Here is a 21,554-nt window from a genome sequence, read left to right on the forward strand (position 1 = left end):
CGCCCAGGGGGATCGGGCGGTATCTCGCCGAGCCGGTGCCGCTGCCACTACCGTCTCCGGTGGTGACCGCGCCAAGGCCGGCCCTCCGAACGGCACGGCGCGGCCTGCGCGCCGGTGCCCTCCGCGTCGGCAGGCCGTCGTGCGCACGGTCCCGCGCGTCCGCACCTCTCCGGTCACCTGTCAGGCACGTCCCGTCCCTCTTCCTTCCCTACTCAGAAGACCGAGGAATCGCCATGACACCCCCTCCTCACCGTGACGTCGGCTCCGGCCGGCCGATCAGCCGCAAGAGCCTGCTCAAGGCGGCCGTCGCCGCCGGTGCCGCGGTCCCGCTGCTGTCCTCGGGCACGGTGGCACTCGCCCGCGACTCCGCCGGCCAGGGGCGCCCGCTCTCCGTGACGCCCGCCTGCGACGACGGGGACGGCCCCACCCACGACCAGATCGAGGGCCCCTACTTCAAGCCCGACTCCCCGCTGCGGAAGAACCTGGTGGACTCCGGCATGCAGGGCACCCCGCTGACCGTCAGCGGCTACGTCTTCGGCCGTCACTGCTTCCCCCTCTCCGGTGTACTGCTCGACTTCTGGCAGGCCGACGACGCCGGCGACTACGACATGGCCGGCTACACACTGCGCGGCCATCAATTCACTGAAGCGGGCGGAGCGTTCTCACTGACCACGATCGTGCCGGGCCTCTACCCGGGCCGCACGCGGCACATCCACGTCAAGGTGCAGGCCCCCGGAGAGCCCGTACTGACCACCCAGCTGTACTTCCCCGGCGAACCGCGCAACAACACCGACTCCCTCTTCGATCCCGCGCTGCTGATGAACGTCCGCGGGGCCGGCAACGGCAAGGAGGGCACCTTCGACTTCGTGTTGGACGTCGACGGGACACCGGGGCCGGGCAACCCCACCGACCCGCCCACCGATCCGCCGAGCGGTGCCTGGACGTCCGGCCGCTCCTACACCGCGGGCGACCGGGTCACCTACCAGGGCAGCACCTACCGCTGCCTGCAGGCCCACACGTCGATGACCGGCTGGGAGCCGCCCAACGTGACGGCGCTGTGGCGCCGCGAGTGACCACCGTGCCCAAGCCCGCCGCTCGTTGCGGTCGACGCCCCGCACGCGCGGGAGCGGGAGAGGAGGGCGGACTCGGCCCGGTGGCCGCCAGGCACTTGCGGCCACCGGCGGCTGACGGACGCGGCGCCGAGCGGGCCGGGGCCGCCCTGCATCTTCGGTCCGGTCGGGCAGCACGCCGACCGGTTCCGCGTCGTCCCTGGCCCGCTCGCCGATGTCAGCACGGTGCCACCGCACTACAGCGGCAGCCCCACCACATCGGCCATCGTGCGCATCTCCACTGTCAACACACGCCGCCTACGGATCACCCGGCCGAGAATGTCACGGGCATAGCGCTGGTTCGGCAGCCACTCCGGGCTGTCAGCGTGGATCTGCTCCAACTTCCCGAACGCCTCGGCACAGTTGCCCGTCTTGACGTACGCGTCGGCCACGTCCAGCAGGTGGCGGTTACGGTTGTTGCTGGTCGGCTTGAGACCGGAGAGCGGGATCCGCTCGGCGAGGCGGAGCACGAGGTCGGGCCGGTCGGTCACGCCGGCGTTCTCGGCCGCCTTGAGCTTGACCGTCGTCGGCCCGAAGACACGCAGGAAGTCGTTGTCCGGGGCGTACTCCCTGCCGAGGGCGACGGATGCCGCCGATGCGAGCTTCAGGGCGTCTTCCGCCTCTCCCGGCCGCGCGTTCCGGACGGCGGCGGCGGACACCCGCAGCAGCAACCACCCCCATGTCGCCAGCTCGGAGGGAGTCGCCCGGGACATACGCGGCTCCGTCTCATCGGCCCACTTCACGGCCAGGTCGTACGCCTTGCCCAACTCGCCCTGGCGCAGTCGCAGCCAACAGAGCGTGTTGACGGTGGCGGCGCCCTCCATGCGATCCGCAGAGTCGTCCAGGGCCCGCTCCAGGGCCGTCTCGGCGGCCTCGAACTGACGCGTTTGCACCATGAGCCATCCGGCCAGCTGCAAAAGCCGCACGCGCACACTCCGCCCCTCCGAACCCAGTGCGTCGGCATCCCTGAGCAGGGCAGGGAGCATCACGGACAGTGCGGCGAATCGATCACCGGAGAACAGCGGCTCCGTCTCGTGCAGGGCCGTGCGCACACCGCCCACGGTCGGGGGGTCGTCGTCCAGACCCGGGGCCACCGGTGGGCGCTCAAGAGCTTCACGGACGGCCCTCCAACGATCCACCGTCGCGGCGCCGGCATCATCCTCGCGCGGCTCCCCTGCCAAGCGCATCGTCGGCACCCTCAACGCCTGGGCCAGCTTGCGCAGCGTTTCCAGTCGCGCGGTCTCCCTTTCACCCTGTTCGAGCTTCCGGACAGTCGAGAGGGAAACGCCGGACGCCTTGGCCAACTCGGTCTGCGTCAGCCCGCGACGCTTGCGGACTTCCTTCACCCTCTGCCCCGCAGTGCTCATGCAGCGAGCGTACGCCGAAAGCCCCGACGACCGTCCCGGCGAGGGGCGGCCGCCGGGGCCGGATTGAGGGCGATCAACTCACCTTGGTCTGCGGGGAATTCACGGAGTTGCGGCCCCTGCGGAACTCGTCGCGCCGGGCCGGTCATGCCCCCGGTTCCGGCCGCGATCCGGCCGCTGTCCGGTCGCTCGAACGGGGCCGCTTTGCCCGTCTTCTCCCGTCACGCTAGCGTCACCGTATGGCGACGATGAATCTGCGGCGTGCGGTCCGTGCGCTCGTCCTCGACGAGGCCGACCGCGTGCTGCTGTGCAGACATGTGGTGCGGGAGACCGGGACGGTGGTCTGGGCCGCTCCGGGCGGGCGGATCGAGCGGGACGAGACGCCGCTGGCCGCGCTGCGTCGCGAACTGCGCGAGGAGGTGGGGCTCGTGGTCGAGTCCGCCCCGCCGCACGTCTGGCATCAGGAGGTCGTCGGCCCTGACTACGTCGCGGGCTACGACGGTGTGGTCAACGACTACTTCCTGGTGCGGACCGCCGGTTTCACCCCGCGCGGCGCGCTCACCGACGAGGAGCTGGCCGCCGAGAACATCCACGGCCTGAGGTGGTGGCATCCGGCGGATATCGTCACCCACCGTGGTCGCGACCTGTTCTCTCCTCGCGATCTGGCCACCCCGCTGGCAGCGCTCATCAGCTCGGGCGCCCCGCGCGAACCGCTGCCGCTCGGACTGTGACGTATGGCCGCCCGGCTGTCACCGTGAGGCCAACCGGGCAGCTCTTTTGTGTCGATCACCCACCCTTAGGATGGGGACATGACCGATACCGTGAGTGAGCACGCACCGCTGGGCCGGCGCGAGCGCAAGAAGGCCGCCACCCGGAAGGCGCTGGCCGACGCCGCCCTGCGGCTCTTCGCGGAGCACGGCTACGACCGGGTCGGCATCCGGGACATCGCCGAGGCCGCCGACGTGTCGACCACCACGCTGTTCAAGCACTTTCCGAGCAAGGAAGCGCTCGTCTTCGACGAGGGCGACGAGATCAAGGCCGCCCTGCTCGCCGCCGTGCACCGGCGCCCGGCCGGCCAGTCCATTCCCCGCGCCCTGCGCGACCACGTCCTGCGCGCCCGGCTCCTCAAGGGGAAGGACACCGATCCGCGGTTCGTCCAGCTCATCGAACTGGTCGACAGCACCCCGGCGTTGCGCGCCTACGCCCGCCGTATGTGGATGCAGCACGAGATCGATCTGGCCGCGGTGATCGCCGAGGAGAGCGGCGCGCCCGCCGACGACCCGATGTGCCGGGCGCTCGCCCACTTCGCCCTGGAGGCGCGCGACCTCGGTCACGACAGCGCCGACCCGGAGGCCGCCGTCCACCGTGCCTTCGACCTGCTCGAACACGGCTGGCCGGGTCACGAGGTCACGCCCTCCGAGGGCTGAGCCCGGCCGGGACCGACGGGCTCCAACGGCCGCTCGGTACGCGGCCGTCAGGCATCGCCGCGGGCGCCCGCCGACTTCGCCGTGTGGTCTTCCTCGGCTCGCCGGCGACGGTATGCGGCAGCCCTGGCCATGTAGTTCCGGTGCTCCTGCGCAGGGTCCGGCGGGAGGTGCGGGGCGTCCGGCGAGGTCGTGGCGAAGAACCGCGCGAGCGCGTCGTTGGCGCTCACCGCGAGTTCTCCGGAGCGGGCGAACATCGCGGTCTCGTAGCGGATCAGGGCGTTCTCGACGGTGGCTTCCGCATGGAGGGCGTGCGCGAGTTCCGCTCCGTCGAGGAGGGCGAGATTGGCGCCGTGGCCGCCGAAGGGTGCCATGAGGTGGGCGGCGTCTCCGAGCAGGGTGATGCCGGGTACGCGATCCCAGGTCAGCGGTGCGGGCAGGGCCCAGAAGGAACGGGGGACGTACTCGCTGTCGTTGTCGGTGAGCAGCGGGCGCAGGTCGGTGGACCAGCCGCTGAACTCCCTGAGTAGATGGGCCCGGACGGCCGCGCGGTCCGTGAGGTCGAGTCCGGCCCGCAGGTGCCAGTCAGTCCGGGCGCGGAACGCCACGTAGCCGCGGACCACGCCGTTGCTGTTGCGTTGGACGATCACCGCGCGGCCGTCTCCGTCGGTGGCGAACAGGTGCCCGTCGCCGACGAGCGCGGCGATCTCGGGGTGCCGGGTGTCGACCTCGTCGAACCGGGTGTCGAGAAAGGCGACTCCCAGGTATTGCGGCACCGCGTCGGTCAGCAGGGGCCGCACCTTCGACCAGGCGCCGTCGGCCCCGAGGACGAGGTCCGCTTCGACGGTGGCGCCGTTGGCGAAGGCGAGGCGGTGCGCCCCGCCGCCGGCCGGTGTCGCGCGCAGGAGTTTGTGGCCCCAACGGACCGTGCCGGGGCGCAGGTTGGCGTGGAGCATGGCCCGCAGTCGGCCGCGGTCGATCTCGGGTGCGGCCGCGTCCCCCTCGGCGGGGGTGAACGCGGTGAGGACGGTGCCGTGGTGGTCGCGGCGGGTCTTGGCCTGGCCCTCAGGGCGGGCCAACGCGCGGAAGGCGTCCATGAGTCCGGCGTCCTCCAGGGCGATCTGGCCGGAGTCGGCGTGCAGGTCGAGCGTGCCGCCCGGGTCGCGGGAGTCCGCCGTGGCGTCCGCGTCGTACACGGCCGGGTCGAGGCCGTGGCGTTGGAGGATGCGCGCGCAGAGCAGTCCGGCGGGGCCGCCGCCGATGATCGCGATGCGGGTGTTGGTCGTCGTCATGCTGGGTCCTCTCCGTAGGCAGGGGTGCGGGGCGTCGGAACGTGCGGTGGCAACGGCATGGCAATGGCTGTGCGCCGGGGAACGGCGCGGGTCATGCCTGAGTTCCGGCCACGCCGGTCCCCCTCATCTCTACAGTAGGTGCATCAAATCAAAAAGTGCAACGGTTGAACTTTTAATACACGTCAACCCGACCATGCGGAATCGGACCCCGGACGCCCAATCAAGCTCAATTGATCAATCAAACTTGACAACCTGGGTTGAGCATATTTAGCGTGCGGAACATGAGCGAGAGCATCGATGGGCTCCGGTCCGCGTCTGCGGTCCGCGCGGCCGACGACGTGCGGATCACCTTCAACGGGCGCAGGCAACCCGTCCTGCTCACCGCCCTCGGCCGCCACCGGCGGCACGGCGACCGGCGGGCCCGTCAGGAACGGCTCGCCCGGTCACCGCAGGGGCGGTGCACCGAGCAGCAACGCCGCACGATCATCGAGGCGATGGCGCTGCCGGACGGGACGGTCCAGGCGTGACCGAGCCCTCCGCACGCATACCCGCACCGCAACGCCCGACGGACCGCGGCGGATTCGACCGGCGGCTGATCGCGCCGATGATCCTGGGTTCGATCCTGAACCCGGTCAATTCCTCGATGCTCGCCGTGGCCCTGATCCCGATCGGACGGTCCTTCGGCGCCCCGCCCTCGCAGACCGCCTGGCTGGTCTCCGCGCTGTACCTGGCCACCGCCGTCGGGCAACCGGTGATCGGGCGCCTGGTGGACTCCTACGGACCCCGCCTGCTGTACCTGACGGGCACCGCACTGGTGGGCGCGGCGGGGCTGTTGGGGATGTTCGCCCCGAACTTGGGGATGTTGATCCTCTCCCGGGTGCTGCTGGGGTTCGGCACGTCCGCGGCCTATCCGGCGTCGATGTTCCTGCTGCGCGCCGAGTCCGACCGCACGGGCCTGAAGAGCCCCAGCGGCATCCTGGCCGCCCTGTCCGCCTGCAGCCAGGTCATCGCGGTGATCGGCCCGACCGTCGGCGGGCTGCTGATCTCCGCGGGCGGCTGGCACCTGATCTTCGGTGTCAACGTGCCGCTGTCCGCGGCCTGTCTGGTGCTGGGGGCGGTGCGCCTGCCGAGCCTGGCCACCCTCAAGGAGGTCAGCGGCGTCCGCCCCGCGCAGCGGACGGACGCCGCCGGGATGGTGCTGTTCGCGGTCATGCTCACCACCTTCATGCTGTTCCTGATGAGCCCGCGGGCCGGCACCTGGTACCTGCCGGTGCTCAGCGTGGCGGCGGGCACCGCGTTCGCCGTACGGGAACTGCGCACGCCCGAGCCCTTCGTCGACCTGCGGGTCCTGCGCGGCAACGCTCCGTTGCTGGCCACCTACGGTCGCCAACTGCTCGCCTACACCACGACGTACGCCTTCCTGTACGGCTTCACCCAGTGGCTTGAGGAGGGGCGTTCACTCAGCGCCCAGACGGCCGGGATGTTGCTGCTGCCCATGTCCGCGGCGGCGGTGGTCGCCACCGTGGTCACCGGCCGGCGCGCCGCGGTCCGCGGCAAGCTCGTCGTCGGGGCCCTGGTGCAGCTCGCCGGCTGTGCGGCACTGCTGTTCGCCGACGCGGCAAGTCCGTTGTGGCTGCTGGCGCTCATCGGTGCCGTCGCCGGCATCCCGCAGGGCCTCAACGGCCTGGCCAATCAGAACGCCCTGTACGCGCAGGCCGATCCGGCCCGGATGGGATCGTCCGCCGGACTGCTGCGCACCTTCACCTACCTCGGCGCGCTCGCCGCCTCGGCCGCCAACGCCGCCTTCTTCCGGGACGGCGCCACCACCGAGGGGCTGCACCACCTCGGCTGGCTGCTGCTCGCCGTCGCCGTGGCGTTCCTGGTGGCGAGCGTCGCCGACCGCTCGCTCCACCGCATCGGGCGCCCCCAGGACACCAGCGACGACGGAACCGACGCTCCTCGTCCCCAGCGGGCCGACCGCTGACCGGGCAGCCGCTCCACGTCCCGGACCCATGCCCCAATCCCCCAGTGCCTGGCGCAGGAAGCCGCGCCACGCCGAGATGTCCAGACAGCAAGACAGACACAGAGAGTTAGAGAGAACCCACCATGGCCCTCACCACCCTCGACCCGAAGACCGCTCTGGTCGTCATCGACCTTCAGAACGGCCTGCGGGCGCTGTCCGGCGCTCCGTACTCCCTCGACGACGTGATCGAGCGGAACGTCCGGCTCGCCGACGCCTTCCGTGCCCGGGAGTTGCCCGTCGTCCTGGTCCGCGTCTCGTTCTCCCCCGACGGTTCCGACGTCGTCCCGGGACGGACCGAGGAGCCCGGCCACTCCCAGACCCTGCCCGCCGGCTGGGATGAGATCGTTCCCGAACTCGCCGGTCACGCCGGGGACATCACCGTCACCAAGCGCAACTGGTCGGCCTTCTACGGCACCGATCTCGATCTGCACCTGCGACGCCGCGGCGTCACCCAGATCGTGCTCACGGGGGTCGCCACCAGCATCGGAGTGGAGTCCACCGCCCGTGCGGCGCACGAGCACGGCTACCACCTCACGCTGGCCACCGACGCCATGACGGATCTGGACGCGGACGCCCACCGGCACAGCACCGCCAAGATCTTCCCCCGCATCGGCGAGAGCGGCACCACCGACGACGTCCTCGGACTGCTCGCCACGACCCACGCCTGACCCGGTCCGCGGGCGGCCGTCTCCGCATTCCCGGACACCGGGCAAGCACTCCCCGGAAGCAGGGGGAGCACTCCCCGGAAGCCTGGAAGAGCGGGACGGCCGTCCGCGGCGGGGCGAGCGTCCGCAGCGGCGCGGCCGTTCGCGGCCGGTCCCTGCGCGGCGCACAGTGCTCGGCGCATGCCTGTTGCGCCGAGCACGAGCCCGGAAGGCGCAGGTGGTGGCAGGTGCGCCGCCGCTACACCTGCTCGTCGAGGAGCCCCGTCACCAAGCCGTGGGCGTAGGCGGCGTCGAGGGGACCGGGGCGGAACAGGATGCGGTACATCATCGGGGCCACGACGTGATCGAGGACCGCGTCGGCGCCGGGTGCGCTCTCGCCGCGGTCGGTGGCGCGGGCCAGGATGATGTCGATCTGGTCGGACGCGTAGGCGGAGCACTGGCCGGCGTTGCTACCGTCCGGGTCGCCGAGGAGCGCATCGCGGACGTAGGCGCGGCCGGATGGCGACGCCATCTCGTCGAGGAACTGCTCGGCCCAGGTCCGCAGGTCGGAGGCCAGGTCGCCCTGGTCCTCCGGTGGCGCCTCCGGGCGCAGGCGCTCGACGGCCACATCGGAGAGCAGCTCCCGCAGATCGCCCCAGCGCCGGTAGATCGTCGAGGGGGTCACGCCGGCCCGTGCGGCGACCAGCGGAACCGTCAACGCCTCGCGGCCCAGCTCGGATTCGAGTTCGCGCACGGCGGTGTGGACCGCTTCCTGAACACGGGCGCTACGGCCGCCGGGGCGCGCCATCGGTCGGGGACTCATACCACCACCCTACGGCCCTAACGCAAAGCGCTTGCGTCTAGCGGGTGAGCACGGACCATGACCGCGGGCATCCGGACCCCTTGGTCCCGGTTGAGGGGACAAGCGGCGCCCGACGACAACAGTCACATCGGCGGCAGGAGAGCGGGAACCCTCTCGTGAACGCCGTCATTTTTGAGAACGGCCGGCGGTCGGAAGGCCGGGTCAGCCGGGGTTCTCCGCGGGCAGCCGGACCGTGACGGCCAGGCCGCCGGCCGCGCGGGCGGTGGCGGTGATCGTGCCGCCGTGGGCGCGGGCGATCGACTGAGTGAGGGCGAGGCCCAGGCCGTGCCCGGAACGGTCGCTGCGGACGCGGGAGTTGGCGCGGTAGAAGGGCTCGAAGAGGCGGGTGGTGGTGGTCGGGTCGACCTGCGGGCCGGAGTTCTCGACCCGTAGCAGCACCTGAGCGCCTTGCGGGTCCTGCCGGACAGTGACCCGCACCCAGCCCTGCGGCTCGTTGTGGGTCAGGGCGTTGTCGAGCAGGTTGTGCACCAAGCGGCGCAGCAGTGCCGCGTTGCCCGGCACCGTGCTGTCCGGTTCCAGTACGGAGTTCAGGGACAGGCCCGCCGCTTCTGCGCGGGCGGCAGCCTCCGTGTACTCCTCCTGGACCAGGGCGGCGACGTCGACCGGGGCCGGGTCGGGCTGCGCGTGCTCGGCCGCCGCGAGCTGCAGCAGCTCGGTGACGATCTCGATGCAGCGGTCGTTCGTACGGGCCAGCATGGGGGCGAGGCGAACCAGCTCCTTGCCGGTCGGGTCTTGGCCGGCCACCTGGAGGGCGGTGCGGGTGGCGGCGAGCGGGGTGAGAAGCTCGTGCGAGGCGTTGGCGGCGAAGCGGCTGTGGGCGTCGAACGATCTCTCGAGTCGGGCCAGGCTGTCGTCGAAGGTGTCGGCCAGCCGGCGCAGTTCGTCCGGCGGACCGGCGGCGTTGATGCGGTAGCTCAGATTGCCCGTGCCGGCCTTGGCGGCCGCCAAGGTGATCGTGTGCAGAGGGGTCAGCAGTCGCCGGGTGGTGAACCAGCTGACGGCCAGTCCCAGCAGGGCGACCAAGGCTGCGGCGGACAGGGAGATCAGCAGGACGGTTGCCCAGACGTCTTCCTTGGAGTCGATGGTCGTTGTCTGGGCCAGCGGATTCGGGGACGGCTCGGGGGCGGGTTCCACGGTGGGTTCCGGCAAGGGCAGCTGGTGGCCGGGGTGTATGTCGACGTAACCCGGCGTCTGGAACCCGTACGTCGGCAGGTACCGCATACCCAGATAGACCGCCGCCGCCATGACGAGCCCGGACAGTACCAGCGTGATCGCGAAGCCGAGGAACAGCCGGGTGTGGATGCTCAGATCGCGCGGGCGGGGGATCACGGGGCCGCAGGGTGGTCGAGGTAGTAGCCGGCGCCGATCGCGGTGTGCACGAGCTGCGGCTCGCCGAGTTTCTTGCGCAGGCTGTGGATGACCAGGCGGACGGCGTTGGTGAACGGGTCGGCGGCCTCGTCCCATGCCTTCTCCAGCAGCTGCTCGGCGCTGAGCACCCCGCCGTCGGCGCGCAGCAGCAGCTCCAGTACGGCCAGCTCCTTGGGCGTGAGCTGGATCTCCCGGCCGGCCCGGGCGGCCTTGCGGCGGTGGGTGTCCAGAGTCAGGTCCGCGACGGTCAGCACGGGGGCCTGGGCGGGCGTACTGCGCCGGTACAGGGCGCGCAGCCGGGCCACGAGCTCGGGGAAGTCGAAGGGCTTGGGGAGGTAGTCGTCGGCGCCGAGCGCGAGGCCCTCCACCTTGTCACCGAGCCGGCCGGCCGCGGTGAGCATCAGGATCCGTACGCCGGGCCGCTCGGCCACCAGTCGGCGGCAGACCTCGTCGCCGTGCAGCCCCGGTAGATCGCGGTCCAGGACGACGAGGTCGTAGTCATTGACGGCAGCCTTCTCCAGTGCGCTGTGCCCGTCATACGCCACGTCGGACGGGATGCCCTCGCGGCGCAGCCCGAGCTGCACCACCTCAGCCATGAACTCCTCGTCCTCGACGATCAGCACACGCACGGCTCTGTGTTCCCTTCTGTAGCTGTCCGGTTTCGCACGACCCTCTCGCCTCATACCTATCAAACGTGACATTTGAGCAGTGTTTGGAAGACCAGCCACATCAGCTCCGCGGCGAACGCTGCTCATAAGGCCGCCTTTCTACGGTGGGCGCTGTTTCCCCTTGTGGCTATACGTGAAGAGACACCCATGAACCTGTTCAAACGGGCCTGGTGGCGGTTGACCGCCCAGCTCGGCAAGACGCTGATGCTGACCGGCTTGTTCTTCGTCGTCTGCACCCTGGTGCTGTCCGGCTTCCTCGTCCAGTCGGCGGCCGACCGGGCAGCGGCGGATGCGAAGAAGAAGGTCGGCGCCGTGGCGACCATGCAGCTGGACATCAACGCGCTGATGGAGAAGCGCGGTTTGGAGGGCGGCGGGCAGCAGGGCCTGAAGATCGACTCGTCCGACGAACTGCGCACCGGACCGGTCGACAAGCTCGGCAAGTCGCCGGTGGTGCACAAGTACAGCTATCTGATCGAGGCCGCGGCGCTCGAACGCGGCAAGTTCAAGCTCTATCGAGCCGCCCCGCCGCCGCCCGGCACCGAAACCGAGCAGGGCGACTTCTTCAAGCCCGAAGGCGTGCCGGACACCGAGGCGCTGCCCGCCTTCCGCAACGGCACCCACAAGATCATCTCGGGTAGGGGCATCGGCCCGGACACCGAGGGCAAGGTCGCGGTGCTGGAGAAGCGGCTGGCCGAGCAGAACGGGGTCAAGGTCGGCGACAAGATCACGGTCGGGTCGTTCCGGGGCGACATCCAGGGCTCCAAGGCGGTCGAGCTCACCGTGGGCGGGATCTTCGAGGACGAGACCCCCTCCAGTCGCGACCGCTACACCCCGGCGCTGAGCGATCCCGGCAACCGCTTCTACGTCAGCTCCGACGCGGCCGCCGCACTGAACAACGAGAAGCCCGGTGCCGTGGGCACCTCGGTTCGCGAGGCCACCTTCACCCTGGGCGGCCCGGAGGACCTGGCGCGGCTCAAGAAGGACGCCAAGGCCGCCGGCCTGGACCCGGAGATCTACCCGCTCAAGCTGAACGACAAGCAGTACCAGGCACTGGTCGGCCCCATCTCCAAGACCGCGGGCTTCGCCACCGTCACCGTCTGGCTGGTGTCCGTCGCCGGTGTCGCCGTGCTCGGCCTGATCGTCGCGAACGCCCTCCGCGAGCGCCGCCGCGAGCTGGGCATCCTCCTGGCCATCGGCGAGAAGAAGTCCAAGCTGCTCGGTCAGCACCTGGTGGAGACCGTCGCCTGCGCCCTGATCGCCATCGGCCTTGCCGTCCCCGCCAGCCAGGCCCTGGCGCAGACCGCGGGCAACAGCCTGCTGGCCGGGGAGGTCAGCTCCGCCCAGAACGACGGCGACAGCGGCGAACCCGACTACGCGAACTCCATGGGCGGCGAGAAGGAGCCGAAGCCCGAGGCCGACCCGATCGACCGCATCGACGTGAAGCTCACCGCCTCCGACATCGCCAAGGTCGGCGCCACCGGCCTCGGCATCGCCACCCTCGCGACCCTCATTCCCGGCCTGCGGACCCTGCGCCTCGAGCCCCGCGAGATCCTGACGAAGGGCGAATGACCATGGCCTCCACCGCACCGGTCCTGCAGCTGGACCGACTCGTGAAGTCCTACCCCGTCGGCAACCGGAGCCGTCCGCGCACCATCCTCAAGGAGGTCGACTACGCCTTCGACGCGGGCCGGATGTACTCGGTCGTCGGCCCGTCCGGCAGTGGCAAGACCACGCTCCTCTCCCTCGCGTCCGGCCTGGACACGCCGACCTCCGGGCACGTCCGCTTCCACGGCCAGGACATCGGCGCCCTGGGCCTGGGCGCCTACCGCCAGCGGCACGCGGCGACCGTCTTCCAGTCCCTGAACCTGATCACGTACATGACGGCGGTGCAGAACATCACCTCCGCCATGGAGATCACCGGCATACGCGGCGGCGGCCGCCGGCGCAGGGCGGCCGAACTCCTCGACCTGCTGGGCATCGAGGAGGCCGACCGGCACCGCAGGACGCTGCAGCTCTCCGGCGGCCAACAGCAGCGGGTCGCCATCGCCCGCGCCCTGGCCTGCGACGTCGACGTCCTCTTCGCCGACGAACCGACGGGCGCCCTCGACCAGGACACGGCAGCCGGCATCATCCAGGTCTTTCAACGCCTGGCCCACGAGGACGGCAAATGCGTCATCGTCGTCACCCACTCCCAGGACCTCGCCCGCGCCTCGGACGAGGTCCTGACCCTGCGCCGCGGGCGCCTGGTACGGGACTGAGAACGCCCGCCCAGCCGGCGATGGTTGCCGCACAACCGACGGAGCCGGTCTCCCAGTTGGTGTCCGGCCCCGTATCCAGAACCGGTTGGTGCCGGAAATGCACCTGAATCGCAACCGACCCCGGCGGTGCACCCCGGCGGTGGTGCACCGCCGGGGTGCACCACCGCCTTGACAACCCGGTGCCCAACTGCCGGATGGGCCCACAAACCCGACGCGTTCGGCTGTTCCCGGGGGACCGGGGGGGGCTGACATTGCCGCGTCAATGATCGCGACAGCGGACCAAGTACCCCTGTGCCGGAAGAAGGAGAGGACCAACTCGTGGGAATACGCAAACCGTCATGGGGGCGTATCACGCTCGTGGGGCTGGGGATGTTGGCGTTGCTGACGCCCTCACATGCCTGGGCACAGGACGAGCAGGTGGGCGCGGGGCGGCTGTCGGCGTGGCATCCTTGCGAGGATGATCCGGGCAAGCCCGGGGTGGAGTGCGCCGAGCTGACGGTGCCCGTCGACTGGGCCCGACCCGACGGCCGGCAGGTGAGGCTGGACGTCAAGCGGCAGAAGGCGGCCGACCCCGCGCAGCGGCTGGGGACGTTGATGACCGGACCAGGAGGCCCCGGACAACGCGGCACCGTGGTCGTCACCGACGGCTACCTCCCCGATTCCATCAGGAACTCCTTCGACGCCATCGGCTACGACTCTCGGGGGACCGGAGACACCAAGGCCCAGTGCGCTCCCGCTCCCAAAGCGGCCCCGTTGCCGCGGAACGAGGCGGAGTTCAACACGCTCCTGGAGACCAACAAGCGGTACGGCGAAAGCTGCCGCACCACCCCTGCCTCACTGATCGACCACTTGGACGCCGTCAGTGACGCACGCGACATGGAAGCGTTGCGCGACGCTTTGGGTGAGGAGAAGCTGAACTACTACGGGGCGTCCTACGGCACTCTGCGCGGACAGACCTACGCTTCCCTCTTTCCCCAGCGGACCGGGCGCATGGTGCTGGACGGCAACATGGACCACAGCATCAAGGACGCACGCACCTTCATGGGCACCGAGACTCTGGCGGCAGAGAAGAACCTGAACGACTTCTTCGACTGGTGCGACACGAACACCGACTGTTCCCTCCACGCCCAGGGAGCAAAGAAGACGTTCTCCGAGGTGTACGCGAAGGCTGAACAAGCGGACAAGGCCAGCCCCGGCCACGTCTACGACCTGGTGAACGAAGCCACAATCGGCGCGTCCAACGGCCGAATCAACAAGGACAGTTGGCGCGAACTCGCCGACGAAATCGGCAAACGCGGCAACGGCACAACCCTGCCCTCGGCCGACCTGACCATGGACGGCCCAAATCAGGCGATCTTCTGCAGTGACTGGAACCTGCCGGTCAAGAACTACACGGCATGGAAGGCCATGCTGTCAGACATCGCCCGCGAGTCCCCAAACCTGAAGATCTCCGAACACGCCCTTGTCCCCTCTGGCGTACTGGGCTGCCTGGGCTGGCCGCGCCAGGCCACCTACCCTCAGCAAGACCTGCCGAAGTGGAACACCAACCCCAGAGCCCTCATGGTCGAGTCGCTCCACGACGCACAAACTCCCTATGCGTGGAGTCGGGCCGCCGCCCGCCAGAGCGGAGCCGTCCTGCTCACCTACGACGGCGGCGGACACATCGTCGCCTGGTCGGGCAAGATGTCCGGCCAGGTCGAGAAGTACCTTCTCACCGGAAGGCGGCCCGCCGACGGCACCCACTGCGACGACACCCACTGCTACACGAGGTTGTCCCAGGGTTGGTAGAGGTCGAGGGGGCGGTTCGTGCGGTGATATCCGTTTCGGGGTGAGGCTTGGGGCAGGGTTGCTGGTCTCGGCCGCCCGCGGCCGGGTCTGCAGGTCGTCGATCTGCGTGCGGAGGTCGTCGGCCTGGGCCCAGGCGGCGCTTTCCTGAATGGCCAGTGCATCAAGCAGGGGCCGACACCGCCCTAACGCACAGCGCATGCGGCTAGAGGGCAGGGCACGGACCGCGGCCACCCACCCGGCGCATACACGCCGCGGAGCCCGGCAGGTATCGAGCCGCAGCCTCGCACGCACGCTCCGGGACCGGCCGTGATCGCCTCGCCCTCAGACCGGCACTGGCGCGAGCGCTCGGGCCGGCTCGGACTGCTCGTAGGCGTGGCCCGCCCGCAGGAGTACGGGCTCCCCGAGGGGGCGCCCGAGCAGTTGCATGCCGATCGGCATGCCCGCCCGGTCGTGGCCCACCGGTATCGACAGCGAGGGCACGCCGGTGATGTTGGCGGGCGCGCAGAGCCGCACATAGGCGTCGGAGACGCTTTCGACCGTGCCGTCCGACCACGAGATCGTCTCCTGGTCGGCCGGTACGGCGGTGAGGGGAACAGTCGGGGCAGCGATCACATCGACCTCGTCGAGCAGGCGCGTCCACGCCTCCCGCATCAGCGTGCGGGCCCGTTGGGCGCGCAGGTAGTCCCCGGCGGGCAGCAGCGCACCGGCTTCGAGGAGGACCCGGACGTCGTCGGCGTAGCGGTCGGGAACCGTGCGCAGGGTCCGCTCGTGGTTGGCGGTGGCCTCGGGGACCATCAGGCCCCACTGGGTTGCCTGGATGTACGGCGTCAGGGGGATGTCGACGTCGACGAGCCGCGCGCCGAGCGTCGCCATGCGGTCGATCGCGCGCCGGACCGCGGTCTCGACGTCCGGGGTGACCCGGTCGAAGAAGTAGTTGCGGGGGACGCCGACGCGCAGCCCCGTGAGGTCGGTTCCGTCAGGCCGTCGGTGGTCGGCAAGGGGGGTGGGCAGGGAGGCGGGGTCGCGCGGGTCGGGTCCGGCCAGGGCGGGCAGGACCAGGGCCGCGTCCTCGACGGTGCGGGTGAGGGGGCCGACGTGGTCCAGCGACCAGGACAGTGCGGTGACTCCGTGCCGGGGAACGAGGCCGTATGTCGGCTTGAGGCCGACGATCCCGTTCAGCGCGGCGGGGACCCGGATCGATCCCCCGGTGTCCGTCCCGAGGGCGAAGCCGGCGGCTCCTGCGGCCACCGCGACGGCCGAGCCGCCGCTGGAGCCGCCCGCGACCCGGCTCGGATCCCAGGCGTTGTGTGTCTGAGGAGTGGTCAGCCCGTAGGCGAACTCATGGGTGTGGGTCTTGCCGACGAGCACCGCGCCGGCCTCCGTCAGGCGTGCGACGACCGTGCTGTCGGCGTCCGCGCGGTGGCCGCTCCGGACTCGGGAACTGGCCGTGGTCGCCATCCCCGCGACGTCGATCAAGTCCTTCAGCCCCATGGGGATTCCGTGCAACGGGCCACGGATCCGGCCGTCGGCGGCTTCCCGTTCCGCCGTGCGCGCCGAGCGGCGGGCCCGTTCCGCGGTGACGGCGACGTAGGCGCGCAGATGCGGCTCTACTTCCTCGATGCGGTCGAGTACGGAGTCCACCAGCTCGACGGGCGAGAGCCGGCGGGCCCGGATCGCGTCCGCCGCGGCGGCGAGGGAGAGCTCATACGGCCGCATCGGGCTTCCCCTCCCCCACGCGGTAGGAAGCGGCGGGCGGGGTGTCCTCGAAGTCCAGATCCCGAAGGGTCGAGACGACGGAGTGGATGTGGGCGGCGGTGGCCGCCACGGCGTCGTGGCGGTCGGCCGGCAACGGGAGCCCGGAGCGCGCGGCCCAGCGGGCCGCCTCCGGGGGTGTGAGTTCGGGGGCGTGCAGAGGCATGGAAGTCGTCTCCTGATCCTGAGCGGTTCCCGATCGGTTCCTGATCGGTTCCTGATCCGCTCGCGTGTGGTTCGTTGGGCGGGGATGGAGCGGGGGCGGGTGTGGAGGTGAAGCGCGGGAGGACGAGTCGGAGCCGACCGCCTTCCACACACAAACGCTAATCGTTTGCGTTAGATGACGATAGGCCCTACCGTCGAGTTAACGCAAACGAATTGCTTTTACTTTCCCACTCAAGCCCGCACAGGCCGCTCACACCCCTCCACCGGCTTCCACCACCGCCGGCCGAGCCCCCTCCATCAACCACCACCCGCCCAGCACCGAAACCAAGGACCAAAGGACTCCGGGAGCGACGCATGACGCACACCCCACCCGCCGCTGACACCCTCGGCCCCGCCACGCCCTCCTGGGCCGTCGGCGACCTCACCATCCACCGCATCGACGAGATCCCCCTCCCGCAGCAGACCGGCCCCTGGCTTCTGCCCGGCGCCACGCCTGAGGCGGTCGCTCAACACGGCTGGCTGCGCCCCGACTTCGCGGACGAGGACGGCATCCTCCGCCTGTCCAGCCACAGCTTCGCCCTCACCATCGACGGTCTGCGCGTGCTGATCGACACCGGGATCGGCAACGGAAAGCCCCGCGCGAACCCCGCCTGGCACGACCTGCACACCGACTACCTACCGCGCCTCACGGCGGCGAGCTTCGCCCCCGACCTCGTCGACCTGGTCGTCCTGACCCACCTGCACGCCGACCACGTCGGCTGGAACACCCGGGCAGACGGCGACGCTTGGGTCCCCACCTTCCCCAACGCCCGCTATGTCGTCTCCCGGGCCGAGCGGGAGTTCTGGGCCGGGTACGCCATGGACGAGCCGCGACGGCAGATGTTCCGCGACTCGGTGCACCCGGTCGAGGACGCCGGACTGCTCGATCTCGTCGACGTCCCGCCTGAGGGGACCGAAATCGCCGCCGGTCTGCGGCTGCTCCCCACCCCCGGGCACACCCCGGGGCACCTGGCGGTGGAGATCAGCAGCGGCGGCGCCACCGCGCTGGTCACCGGCGACTGCACCCACCACCCCGTCCAGTTCGCCGACCCTGGCATCGGCAGCTGCGTCGACATCGACCCCGCACAGGCCCTGGCCACCCGCCGCACGCTCCTTGCCGCACTCGCCGCTCGCCAAACCCTCGTCCTGGGCACCCACTTCCCCCCGCCCACCGCCGGCCGCCTGGTCCCGGACGGCGCCGCCTATCGGCTCACCCCCGTCCTCCCGGACACCCCAGCCCGCTCGCACAGAGCGCCCTGACCCTCACGCCGACCGACCGGCGACGATTTTCGGTCATGCCGTTGCATTGGCGATCTCCCGCACACGACACCGCCTTACAGTTCCCCGCATGGCTCTTGCACTCTGCGTTCCGCAGGCGTCCCGGGAGGACGCACCGCAGCAAGACGCACCACTCCGACGCGTGCCGCCCGCAGCGTCTCCATCCGGTGGCCGGCGGCGCGATCGGCAGGAGTACCGGACTGCGCATCAGTTGCCCCGGGCCCACGGGCGTCGCGGGTGACGGCGCCCGCGGCACCGGAGCCGGGCGCGCCGGTTCTCGTCGCCGGGGCCTACTCGGTGGATCTGGTCTTCCGGGAGCTGGCCGGGCCGGTGGCGTTCGGCTCCGAGGTGTGGGCCGGCGGGATGGGCATGGTGCCCGGCGGGGCCTTCACCCTCGCGATGGGTCTGCGCAGGCTGCGCCGCGAGGTGGTGTGGGCGGCCGACTTCGGCTCCGATGTCTTCAGCCAGGAGGTTCTCGCCGTGGCCCGCGTGGAGGGCCTCGACGAACGGGGCTTCCGGCACCACGCCCAGCCGGTGCGGAACGTGACGGTCGCGCTGTCCGGCCCCCAGGACCGGGCGATGATCGCCTATGAAGACCCCGTCGCGGTACGCCCGTTGGCGGAGCTGATCGCCACCTACCGGCCCGCCGTGCTGATGTTGCCGTATCTGCAGTACGGGCCGGAGGTCTCGAACGCACTCGATGTGGCCGCCGAACACGGTTGCCACGTCTTCATGGACTGCCAGGACTACCCCGGTCACCTCGACATGCCCGACGTGGCCAAGGCGCTCTCCCAGGTGCAGGTGTTCGCGCCCAATGAGGCCGAGGCGCTGCGGATCACCGGGGCGGACAGCGCGGCGGAGGCGTTGGAGATCCTGGCCGACCTGGTGCCCGTGGCGGTCGTCAAGCGGGGCGGCAAGGGTGCGATCGCCGCGGAGGCCGGCCGCCGGGTCGCACGGGCAGCGCCCGTCGTGCGGGTGGTGGACACCACGGGAGCCGGTGACTGTTTCAACGTGGGGTTCCTCCACCAGCGGCTGGCCGGCGGATCGCTCGAGGAGTGCCTGGCCGCGGGTGTGGCCTGTGGCGCGGCCGCGGTCACCGGTCCCGGATCCAGTGCCGCCCTGGACAGCGCGGGGCTGAGGGCCTGGCTCGCACGTCTCCCGGCGTGAGCCGACGGCACATCAGACAGCTCTACTGCCATTCACCGGTGCGAAGGAGCGGCATGTCCGAACAGGCGTGGAACAACACGGTGATGGCCCGGTCCCCAGAGCAGGACGTCCGGGTCCTGGTGGCCGACCTGGACGGCACCTTGCTCGGGGGCGACGAAGCCTCGCGACGGCGACTGCGTCAGGCACTGGACCGGCACCCGGACATCACCGTCGTCTACGCCACCGGCCGCGGTCTGCCCTCGGTCCGCGGGCTCCTCGACCGTGATCCGCTGCTGCCCGTCCCCCGATGGATCATCGCGGACGTCGGCGCCAGCGTCGTCGACGCCGTCGGAATGACCCATTTCGATGCGCTGGAAACGGAGTTGCGTGCCGGATGGCCCGGCTCGGAACGCATCCGGTCGGCCCTGTGGCACTTCCCCGAGCTCGTCCACCAGGACGGCGTGGCGCAGGACGGGCGCTGCTCCTTCTACCTCGCTCCCGAGCACCTGTCCCCCGAGATCATCGCGGCGGTGCAGCGGCTGGGCTGTTCCTGGGTCTATTCCGCCGGATGCTACTTCGACGTCCTGCCGCCGCAGGCCGGCAAGGGACAGGCGGTACAGCGGCTGGCCGGCAAGTTGCAGTGGCCGCGCAACGGTCTGCTCGTGGCCGGCGATTCGCTCAACGACCTGTCGCTCTTCCAACTCGGCGCCCATGGCGTGATCATGGGCAATTCCGAACCCGCGCTCCCTGCGCGGGTCCCGGACAGCCCGCTGGTCCACCGCCCTCCGCTGGACGGCGCCGCAGCGATCCTGGACGCTCTGGAACGGCTCGGCTGGGTGCGGCGCACCGCACCGGTGGTCATCGGCTACCACCGTCCACCACTGCGCTGGTCACAGGGGCGTTGGCGCCCGCCCACCAGCCCGAACGGAATCCTGCCGACGCTGGCCTCCGTCCTCGGCGGCGCCGGCGACGACGCTCCCGGTCCGGACGCGGTATGGGCCGCCGCGCTGGTGGAGGAAGACCCCGACATCCCCCCTCCCGCCGCCCCCACCACCCCGTCGCTTCCCCTCGCGCTGCTCACCGTGACGCCCGAGCAATGGGCCGGCTATTTCCACGGCGCCTGCAAGGAGACGCTCTGGCCGGCGTTGATGTCCCAACCCCAGCTCATCCGGCGCCGCCCCTCGCAATGGTCCGACTACGAGGCCGTCAACGCGGCTTTCGCCCGGCACATCGATGCGCACGCGGAGCGCGGCGCCACGGTCTGGCTGCACGACTACAACCTCTGGCTCGTCCCCGGCATCCTCAAGGCGCAGCGACCGGACCTGCGCATCGGCCTGTTCCACCACACGCCCTTCCCCGCCCCGGAGGTCTTCCAACAGCTCCCGGACGCGGAGCAGTTGCGCCGTTCCCTCACCCGACTCGACTGGGCCGGCTTCCACACCGCGGCCTTCGCCCGCAACTTCCGCCGGTTGCTGGCCGGAACGGGCCGCACGCCGCGCACCGGAGTCCACCCCCTGGGCATCGACCGCGAGGCCCTCTCCGCACTCGCCCGGTCCCGCGTCCGGGCGGAGCATCCGCCCACCGGTGACGCTCCGCTCCTGGTCCTCTCCGTGGAGCGTCTGGACTATGCCAAGGCCCCCGTTCACAAGGTCCGCGCCATCGATGCCCTCCTGGAACGGGAGCCGCGGTTACGGCAGCGGCTGCACTTCCGCCTGGTCTGCCCGCCTGCCGAGCCGGGCATCCACGCCTACGACGCCACCCGCACCGCGCTCGAACGGGCCGTGGCAGAGGTCAACGCCCGTTGGGGCGGTGCAGGTTGGCGTCCCGTCGACTACCGTCCATACGCCCTGCCCTTCCCCGCCGTGGTCGACCACTACCTCGAAGCCGACGTGTTCTGGGTGACCTCGCTCGCCGACGGTATGAACCTGGCCGCCAAGGAATACGTCGCCGCCCGATCCGCCGCCGACCGCCCAGGCGTCCTCGTCCTGTCCCGCCACACCGGCGCAGCCGAGCAACTCGGCCCCGCGGCCCTGCTCACCGACCCCCACTCGCCCCAGGACCTGGTCGACACCCTGCACCGAGCCCTGTCCCTCACCCCCGCACAACGCGCGGCCCACACCGCCGACTTGGCCGGCCTCCTCGACAGCCGGTCCCCTGCTGCCTGGGCCCGCACCATCCTCACGGAGATCCGCGGCGACGGGGGCACGACCGCGCCGGAAGACCACGCGGCCGCGCAACGGAGTACCGCGGAAACCCCGCCACCCATGCTCCGAAGCACCGTCCGCCGTCAGGCTCCTGCCCCCCACGCGTGACAGCTCGCTTGCACCGCGCCCCGCAAGCGGCACCCTATAAG

Annotated in this window: 19 protein-coding genes; 12 read left to right on the forward strand and 7 right to left on the reverse strand. The window is 70.8% G+C overall.

The window, feature by feature from the left end; translation table 11 throughout:
• The first annotated feature begins 233 nt into the window (after positions 1-233).
• Positions 234-1,073 (forward strand): carbohydrate-binding protein, encoded by an 840-nt coding sequence (locus ACIQE0_RS22165; protein WP_402334812.1) that lies wholly within the window; start codon positions 234-236, stop codon positions 1,071-1,073.
• 233 nt (positions 1,074-1,306) lie between these two features.
• Here the strand turns inward: ACIQE0_RS22165 and ACIQE0_RS22170 are convergent, their stop codons facing one another.
• The gene (locus ACIQE0_RS22170) at positions 1,307-2,476 is read right to left on the reverse strand and encodes a helix-turn-helix domain-containing protein (protein WP_402334815.1); all 1,170 of its coding nucleotides are present in this window, start codon (positions 2,474-2,476) and stop codon (positions 1,307-1,309) included.
• Between the two features lie 236 nt (positions 2,477-2,712).
• On the opposite strand from ACIQE0_RS22170, the gene ACIQE0_RS22175 reads away from it, so the two are divergent.
• Positions 2,713-3,204 carry an NUDIX domain-containing protein gene (locus ACIQE0_RS22175; protein ID WP_402334818.1) on the forward strand — a complete coding sequence of 164 codons (492 nt, stop codon included), beginning with the start codon at positions 2,713-2,715 and terminating at the stop codon, positions 3,202-3,204.
• 78 nt (positions 3,205-3,282) lie between these two features.
• Entirely contained in the window at positions 3,283-3,900 is a 618-nt protein-coding gene (locus ACIQE0_RS22180) for a TetR/AcrR family transcriptional regulator (protein ID WP_402334821.1), read from the forward strand.
• A 47-nt stretch (positions 3,901-3,947) separates the two neighbouring features.
• Here the strand turns inward: ACIQE0_RS22180 and ACIQE0_RS22185 are convergent, their stop codons facing one another.
• Positions 3,948-5,189, reverse strand: a complete 1,242-nt coding sequence (locus ACIQE0_RS22185) for an FAD-dependent oxidoreductase (protein WP_402334824.1) — start codon at positions 5,187-5,189, stop codon at positions 3,948-3,950.
• A 281-nt stretch (positions 5,190-5,470) separates the two neighbouring features.
• On the opposite strand from ACIQE0_RS22185, the gene ACIQE0_RS22190 reads away from it, so the two are divergent.
• From ACIQE0_RS22190 to ACIQE0_RS22200, 3 genes are all read left to right on the forward strand, one after another.
• Complete coding sequence (locus ACIQE0_RS22190) at positions 5,471-5,716, forward strand: hypothetical protein (protein ID WP_402334827.1); 246 nt, start codon at positions 5,471-5,473, stop codon at positions 5,714-5,716.
• 77 nt (positions 5,717-5,793) lie between these two features.
• Positions 5,794-7,173: an MFS transporter gene (locus tag ACIQE0_RS22195; protein ID WP_402335323.1), complete on the forward strand. Its 1,380-nt coding sequence runs from the start codon at positions 5,794-5,796 to the stop codon at positions 7,171-7,173.
• A 122-nt stretch (positions 7,174-7,295) separates the two neighbouring features.
• A complete protein-coding gene (locus ACIQE0_RS22200; protein WP_402334830.1) occupies positions 7,296-7,880 on the forward strand; it encodes a hydrolase in 585 nt (194 codons plus the stop codon).
• 235 nt (positions 7,881-8,115) lie between these two features.
• Here the strand turns inward: ACIQE0_RS22200 and ACIQE0_RS22205 are convergent, their stop codons facing one another.
• The 3 genes from ACIQE0_RS22205 to ACIQE0_RS22215 form a co-directional block, all read right to left on the reverse strand.
• The gene (locus tag ACIQE0_RS22205; protein ID WP_366329644.1) at positions 8,116-8,679 is read right to left on the reverse strand and encodes a TetR/AcrR family transcriptional regulator; all 564 of its coding nucleotides are present in this window, start codon (positions 8,677-8,679) and stop codon (positions 8,116-8,118) included.
• A 201-nt stretch (positions 8,680-8,880) separates the two neighbouring features.
• Positions 8,881-10,068 (reverse strand): sensor histidine kinase, encoded by a 1,188-nt coding sequence (locus tag ACIQE0_RS22210; protein WP_402334835.1) that lies wholly within the window; start codon positions 10,066-10,068, stop codon positions 8,881-8,883.
• Positions 10,065-10,736, reverse strand: a complete 672-nt coding sequence (locus tag ACIQE0_RS22215) for a response regulator transcription factor (RefSeq protein WP_402334838.1) — start codon at positions 10,734-10,736, stop codon at positions 10,065-10,067. The genes ACIQE0_RS22210 and ACIQE0_RS22215 overlap by 4 nt, the downstream gene beginning before the upstream one ends.
• Before the next feature lie 186 nt (positions 10,737-10,922).
• On the opposite strand from ACIQE0_RS22215, the gene ACIQE0_RS22220 reads away from it, so the two are divergent.
• The 3 genes from ACIQE0_RS22220 to ACIQE0_RS22230 all read left to right on the forward strand — a co-directional run bounded on the left by ACIQE0_RS22220 (position 10,923) and on the right by ACIQE0_RS22230 (position 14,821).
• Positions 10,923-12,344 (forward strand): ABC transporter permease, encoded by a 1,422-nt coding sequence (locus tag ACIQE0_RS22220; RefSeq protein WP_402334841.1) that lies wholly within the window; start codon positions 10,923-10,925, stop codon positions 12,342-12,344.
• On the forward strand, positions 12,341-13,033 hold the full coding sequence (locus ACIQE0_RS22225; RefSeq protein WP_402334844.1) for an ABC transporter ATP-binding protein: 693 nt from the start codon (positions 12,341-12,343) through the stop codon (positions 13,031-13,033). The genes ACIQE0_RS22220 and ACIQE0_RS22225 overlap by 4 nt, the downstream gene beginning before the upstream one ends.
• 318 nt (positions 13,034-13,351) lie before the next feature.
• Entirely contained in the window at positions 13,352-14,821 is a 1,470-nt protein-coding gene (locus tag ACIQE0_RS22230) for an alpha/beta fold hydrolase (protein WP_402334847.1), read from the forward strand.
• 321 nt (positions 14,822-15,142) lie between these two features.
• On the opposite strand, the gene ACIQE0_RS22235 is transcribed toward ACIQE0_RS22230, so the two are convergent.
• A complete protein-coding gene (locus ACIQE0_RS22235; protein ID WP_402334850.1) occupies positions 15,143-16,537 on the reverse strand; it encodes an amidase in 1,395 nt (464 codons plus the stop codon).
• The gene (locus ACIQE0_RS22240) at positions 16,524-16,733 is read right to left on the reverse strand and encodes a hypothetical protein (RefSeq protein WP_402335324.1); all 210 of its coding nucleotides are present in this window, start codon (positions 16,731-16,733) and stop codon (positions 16,524-16,526) included. Before ACIQE0_RS22240 ends, ACIQE0_RS22235 begins: the two co-directional genes overlap by 14 nt.
• A 359-nt stretch (positions 16,734-17,092) precedes the next feature.
• Between ACIQE0_RS22240 and ACIQE0_RS22245 the strand changes: the two genes are divergently transcribed.
• The 3 genes from ACIQE0_RS22245 (at position 17,093) to ACIQE0_RS22255 (ending at position 21,513) form a co-directional block, all read left to right on the forward strand.
• A complete protein-coding gene (locus ACIQE0_RS22245; protein ID WP_402334853.1) occupies positions 17,093-18,037 on the forward strand; it encodes an MBL fold metallo-hydrolase in 945 nt (314 codons plus the stop codon).
• Positions 18,038-18,292: 255 nt separating this feature from the next.
• Positions 18,293-19,222 carry a carbohydrate kinase family protein gene (locus ACIQE0_RS22250; RefSeq protein ID WP_402334855.1) on the forward strand — a complete coding sequence of 310 codons (930 nt, stop codon included), beginning with the start codon at positions 18,293-18,295 and terminating at the stop codon, positions 19,220-19,222.
• 53 nt (positions 19,223-19,275) lie between these two features.
• Positions 19,276-21,513: a trehalose-6-phosphate synthase gene (locus tag ACIQE0_RS22255; protein WP_402334858.1), complete on the forward strand. Its 2,238-nt coding sequence runs from the start codon at positions 19,276-19,278 to the stop codon at positions 21,511-21,513.
• Positions 21,514-21,554: the final 41 nt, after the last annotated feature.

The organism is Streptomyces sp. NPDC093097, from assembly GCF_044754325.1.
GTDB lineage: Bacteria > Actinomycetota > Actinomycetes > Streptomycetales > Streptomycetaceae > Streptomyces.

Coding starts and splice junctions, on each gene's coding strand:
- ACIQE0_RS22195 (WP_402335323.1), top strand. CDS start 5,794: ATGATCCTGGGTTCGATCCTGAACCCGGTCAATTCCTCGATGCTCGCC.
- ACIQE0_RS22220 (WP_402334841.1), top strand. CDS start 10,923: ATGAACCTGTTCAAACGGGCCTGGTGGCGGTTGACCGCCCAGCTCGGC.
- ACIQE0_RS22170 (WP_402334815.1), bottom strand. CDS start 2,476: ATGAGCACTGCGGGGCAGAGGGTGAAGGAAGTCCGCAAGCGTCGCGGG.
- ACIQE0_RS22200 (WP_402334830.1), top strand. CDS start 7,296: ATGGCCCTCACCACCCTCGACCCGAAGACCGCTCTGGTCGTCATCGAC.
- ACIQE0_RS22165 (WP_402334812.1), top strand. CDS start 234: ATGACACCCCCTCCTCACCGTGACGTCGGCTCCGGCCGGCCGATCAGC.
- ACIQE0_RS22190 (WP_402334827.1), top strand. CDS start 5,471: ATGAGCGAGAGCATCGATGGGCTCCGGTCCGCGTCTGCGGTCCGCGCG.
- ACIQE0_RS22245 (WP_402334853.1), top strand. CDS start 17,093: ATGACGCACACCCCACCCGCCGCTGACACCCTCGGCCCCGCCACGCCC.
- ACIQE0_RS22180 (WP_402334821.1), top strand. CDS start 3,283: ATGACCGATACCGTGAGTGAGCACGCACCGCTGGGCCGGCGCGAGCGC.
- ACIQE0_RS22205 (WP_366329644.1), bottom strand. CDS start 8,679: ATGAGTCCCCGACCGATGGCGCGCCCCGGCGGCCGTAGCGCCCGTGTT.
- ACIQE0_RS22235 (WP_402334850.1), bottom strand. CDS start 16,537: ATGCGGCCGTATGAGCTCTCCCTCGCCGCCGCGGCGGACGCGATCCGG.
- ACIQE0_RS22255 (WP_402334858.1), top strand. CDS start 19,276: ATGTCCGAACAGGCGTGGAACAACACGGTGATGGCCCGGTCCCCAGAG.
- ACIQE0_RS22175 (WP_402334818.1), top strand. CDS start 2,713: ATGGCGACGATGAATCTGCGGCGTGCGGTCCGTGCGCTCGTCCTCGAC.
- ACIQE0_RS22225 (WP_402334844.1), top strand. CDS start 12,341: ATGACCATGGCCTCCACCGCACCGGTCCTGCAGCTGGACCGACTCGTG.
- ACIQE0_RS22185 (WP_402334824.1), bottom strand. CDS start 5,189: ATGACGACGACCAACACCCGCATCGCGATCATCGGCGGCGGCCCCGCC.